Source organism: Methylobacterium sp. B1 (genome assembly GCF_000333255.1).
Classification (GTDB): domain Bacteria; phylum Pseudomonadota; class Alphaproteobacteria; order Rhizobiales; family Beijerinckiaceae; genus Methylobacterium; species Methylobacterium fujisawaense.
This window is the reverse complement of the sequence record NZ_BACT01000321.1, coordinates 1-3927: the sequence shown is the minus strand read 5'-3', so window position 1 is coordinate 3927 and position 3927 is coordinate 1. Positions and strand designations below refer to the sequence as shown.

Below are 3927 nucleotides of genomic sequence, written 5' to 3'. Positions count from 1 at the left end.
GGGATCGCTGCCCGTGGAGGCAGGGGGCCCTTTGGACCTGCGCGCACGTGGGAACCTGGACGCATCCCTCGCCAATTCCCTGCTCAGCGTCGGCGGCCAGAGCGTCACCGGCAAGGTTGCCATCGACGGCGGCGTCACCGGTACGCTGGCGGCGCCGCGGGCGCAGGGCGCGGCGGTGCTGACCGGCGGCAGCTTCACCGATCCGCTGAACGGCCTCCGCTTCACCGGGATCGAGGGGCGCGTCACCGGTCGCGGCGACAGCGTGGTGGTGGAGCGCCTGACCGCGAGCGCCCGCAACGGCGGCCGGGTCTCGGTCACCGGCCGCGTCTCCCTCGCGCCCGACTTCCCGGGCAGTTTCCATGTCGTTGCCGACAAGGCCGAACTCGTGTCGAGCCCCTTGATGACGGCCGTGTCGAGCGTTGACGTCACGCTTGCGGGTCCGCTGGCGCGGACACCGCGGATCGCCGGTCGCGTGGATGTCGTGTCCATCGATGTCGCGGTCCCGGATCGGCTCCCGGCCACCATCCGGCCGCTGCCGGGGGTCCGCCACGTCAACACGCCGCCGGAGCTGCGCGCGCGCCTGGCGCAGCGGGCGGAGAGGAAGGCCGCGGCACGTCCCGGGCGGCGGTCCGGAAAGCCGGCCGTGCCGTTCGACGCCACCCTCGACGTGACGATCGATGCGCCGAGCCGCATCTTCGTCCGCGGGCGGGGCATCGACGCGGAACTCGGCGGCGCGCTGCGTGTCACCGGAACCTCCGCGTCGCCCAACGCGAACGGCGCCTTCTCGCTGCGGCGCGGTCAGTTCGAACTTGTCGGCCAGCGCCTGGATTTCAGCCGCGGCCGGCTGACCTTCGCGGGAAGCCTGACCACGCCGGAACTCGATTTCGTCGCCGAGACCAAGGCCACCGACGTGACCGCCCGCATCGCGGTCTCCGGCTTCGCGGACGCACCGCAATTCTCCCTGACCTCGGATCCAGCCCTGCCGCAGGACGAGATCCTGTCGCGGATCCTGTTCAAGAAGGCGTCGGCCGGCCTGTCGCCGTTCCAGGCCCTGCAGCTCGCCCAGGCGGTCGCCCAGCTCTCTGGGGGCGCCGCGGGGCCCGACATGTTCGAGCAGGCCCGCAAGAGCCTCGGCCTCGACAGCCTCGACGTTTCCACCGGCGCGAGCGGCGGGCCGGCGATCGGCGCCTCGCGCTACATCTCGGATCGGGTCAGCGTCGGCGTGAAGGCCGGGGCGAAGCCTGCCGACACGGCCGTCGGCGTCGATTTCGACGTCACCCGCCGGATCAAGCTGAAGGGCGAGGCCGGGAGCGACGGCCGCACCAGCCTCGGCGTCGGCGCCGAGTACGAGTGGTAGCCGGCCCGATCCACAGGACCGGCTTGCGCGTCCTCAGCAAGGCTGCGGGATCGACACGCCCGGTCAATGGTTTAGGTTCGGCACAGGCGGCCGCCAGGGCCGCCGATCGGGCGGGAAACACGACGGACGATGGACGAGCTTTTCGAGACGGATGACGATCCGCCGGTTCCGGAGGGCGGCCTTCTCCGCAAGCTCCCGATCATCAACAGGCGGGGCCTCCATGCCCGCGCATCCGCGAAGTTCGTCCAGACCGTTGAACGCTACGACGCCGCCGTGACGGTGACCCGGGCGGGGGAGACCGTGGGCGGACGCTCCATCATGGGCCTGCTGACGCTGGGGGCCGCCATGGGCACACGCATCGCCGTCACGGCCGTGGGCCCGGATGCGGAAGACTGTCTCGACGCCATCGAGGCCCTGCTCGCCAACCGCTTCGGCGAAGACGAGTAGCGGCTAGGCCGTCGATCGGCCCGGCCACGCGCAAAGGTCGGAGACGGGGCATCGGGGGCAGGCAGGCTTCCGGGCGGTGCAGATGTCGCGCCCGTGTCGGAACAGCCAGACATGGGCATTGTCCTTGAAGACCTCCGGCACGCTCCGGGCGAGGCCGTCGGCCACCGCGTCGACCGTCGGGCCCGGGGCCAGAGGGATCCGGTTCGAGACCCGGAAGACATGGGTGTCGACCGCGATCACCGGCTCGTGGAAGGCGAAGTTCGCCGTCACCTCCGCGCTCTTGCGGCCGATCCCCGGGAGGCGGCGCATCTCCGCGGCGCTGCGCGGGACGCCGCCGCCGTAATCCGCCACCAAGGCCGCCGACAGCTTGACGATGTTGCGCGCCTTGGATGGCCCGAGCCCGACCGGCCGGATGATCTCGACGATCCGGGCTTCCCCGAGCGCCACCATGCCGGCGGGGTCGCGGACCTCGGCGAACAATGCCTCTGCGACCCGCGAAACGGTCGGTCCGGTGGACTGGGCCGAGAGCAGCACGGTCACGAGCAGGCGGAACGGGTCGGTGCGGTCGAATCCGGCCTTCGGATCCGGATCCCTGTCCGCGAGACGCGCGAGGACCGCGGCCACCGTGGCGGCGTCTCCCGCCTGACCGGCTTCAGACGCCGGTCCCGCGGCGGCCTTTCGGCGCGGAGCGGATCGAATGCCATGGGTCAGGTCGCGGGTCATGGGCGCCAGCTAGGGTTCGGACGCCTCCCGCGACAGGCTCCCTGCGCGCGGCGGATTGACCGCTCAGGCCCGGGCCCGCCGCCAGGGTACCGCATTGGAGCCGGCGCAGAGGTGGAGCGTTCCGGACACGACTGCGCCGGCCCGGCGCCGGAACTCGACCTGCAGCGCGCCGCGACGGGCGAACAGCCGGGTGACCACCCGGACCAGCGATGCCTCGGCCGGGTCGGCGATGATCGGCCGCGCAGCCGTCCGGGCGTCGAGGGCGAGGAAGGTCTCGACCGCATCGCGGACGGCGGCTGGTTCGGTCACGGCCAGCATCTCGGACTCCGCGGGCTCCCAGCCTGCCGGGCGGATGCCGATCAGGTTCCCGGCCGGAACCGAACGCGGTCGCGCCGGACGGCTCGCCGCCAGGATGGGACGCGGCGGTCCCGGATCCTGCACGGGCGCGGACTCACCGACCAGGCGGAGCGGGCGGCGCAGCGCCCCGAGCCGTTCCCGCAAGGCCCGGTCCACGGCCTCGGCGGCTGCGTGCTCCACCAGGGCTGCGGCGTCAGGCTCCGCGGGCTGCCAGGGCCGGGCCCGGCCGCCCCAGACCGAATGGGGCATCGCCAGCGGGACGACCCCGCGCAGCGTCTCGCGGCCGTCGCGCGCATCCCGGCTCCAGGCCAGGGCGACGGCGACGGAACGCGCCGCCGGACGATGCTGGGCCAGCGGCAGGAGATGATCCGGGTCGCGCAGCGGATCGCTGACGGCGTTGCGCACCAGCATGGCCCGCCAGGCGGCGACCGCCGCCGCGTCCACGGCACCGGGCCGCTGGAGATCGACCCGCCACGTCTCGGCCTGCGGACCGGCTCCGGCATCCGGAATTGCCGTGTCGTCCGCCCGCTCGGACAGGCCGCCCTGTATCACGGTGAAGCGTCGCACCATCGCGTGTCCTGCCTGTCGACGATCCGTCCCGATCCGGGACGATCCGGCGCCTCAGGGGCGCCATTCGGCTCGATGGCTTCAAGGATGGTGCCGCCCGCCGGCGTCAGGGGCCGGGGATCGCCAGGGGGTTGTTGGTGAGCGCCGCGGCGTCCGGCGCGTCGATCCGGGGACGGCCCAGGAAGGCGTCCCAGAGCTGGCGCACGAAGGCGGGATCGAGATCGCGCAGGATCAGCACGAGCCGCGAGGTGTGGTCTGGATCAGGCCAAGCCGGCAGCGTGATCGGCGCGTGGAACACGTGCTGGACGCCGTGGACGACGAGCGGGCGCTCGGGATCGTCGGCGAGGGCGACGATGCCCTTGAGCCGCAGCAGCTTCGGACCGTGGCCGGAGCGCAGGAGGTCCATGAACATCTCGAAGGCGGGGCGCGGCACGGGCGCCGGGCTGGTCAGGCAGATCGCCTGGATCGCGGCGTCG

Annotated in this window: 5 protein-coding genes; 2 read left to right on the top strand and 3 right to left on the bottom strand. The window is 72.9% G+C overall.

The window, feature by feature from the left end; translation table 11 throughout:
• Together I53_RS09450 and I53_RS09445 are read left to right on the top strand one after the other, a co-directional pair.
• Positions 1-1357 (top strand): translocation/assembly module TamB domain-containing protein (locus I53_RS09450; protein ID WP_187294328.1); only part of this gene is annotated, 1357 nt, incomplete at its 5' end.
• Between the two features lie 129 nt (positions 1358-1486).
• Positions 1487-1804 carry an HPr family phosphocarrier protein gene (locus I53_RS09445; RefSeq protein WP_043349643.1) on the top strand — a complete coding sequence of 106 codons (318 nt, stop codon included), beginning with the start codon at positions 1487-1489 and terminating at the stop codon, positions 1802-1804.
• Positions 1805-1807: 3 nt separating this feature from the next.
• On the opposite strand, the gene nth is transcribed toward I53_RS09445, so the two are convergent.
• The 3 genes from nth to I53_RS09430 form a co-directional block, all read right to left on the bottom strand.
• Entirely contained in the window at positions 1808-2428 is a 621-nt protein-coding gene (gene nth, locus I53_RS09440; protein WP_251982269.1) for an endonuclease III, read from the bottom strand.
• A 162-nt stretch (positions 2429-2590) separates the two neighbouring features.
• A complete protein-coding gene (locus I53_RS09435; protein WP_043349638.1) occupies positions 2591-3454 on the bottom strand; it encodes a hypothetical protein in 864 nt (287 codons plus the stop codon).
• A 103-nt stretch (positions 3455-3557) separates the two neighbouring features.
• On the bottom strand, positions 3558-3927 hold a 370-nt coding region (locus tag I53_RS09430; protein ID WP_043349635.1), incomplete at its 5' end, for a GTP-binding protein.